Origin of the sequence: Bacillus sp. HY001, assembly GCF_007558965.1 — a bacterium.
In the GTDB taxonomy this organism is placed as follows: Bacteria; Bacillota; Bacilli; order Bacillales; family Bacillaceae_G; genus Bacillus_A; species Bacillus_A mobilis.
In genome coordinates this window covers 1-274 of the sequence record NZ_VLTE01000142.1, presented here as the reverse complement: position 1 = coordinate 274, position 274 = coordinate 1, and the positions used below count along the sequence as shown (strand labels likewise).

The 274-nt window shown below is 52.9% G+C and carries 1 rRNA gene; it reads right to left on the bottom strand.

The window, feature by feature from the left end:
* Positions 1–274 (bottom strand): 23S ribosomal RNA (locus FOT98_RS29265); the annotation flags it as partial.

The following is a 274-nucleotide window of genomic DNA, read 5'->3' as shown; positions in this document are numbered from 1 at the left end:
GCCTCCGTTACACTTTAGGAGGCGACCGCCCCAGTCAAACTGCCCACCTGACACTGTCTCCCGGGTCGATAAGACCCGTAGGTTAGAATTTCAATACATTCAGGGCGGTATCCCACCAGCGCCTCCACCGAAGCTAGCGCTCCGGTTTCAATGGCTCCCGCCTATCCTGTACAAAATGTACCAAAATTCAATATCAGGCTACAGTAAAGCTCCACGGGGTCTTTCCGTCCTGTCGCGGGTAACCTGCATCTTCACAGGTACTATAATTTCACCG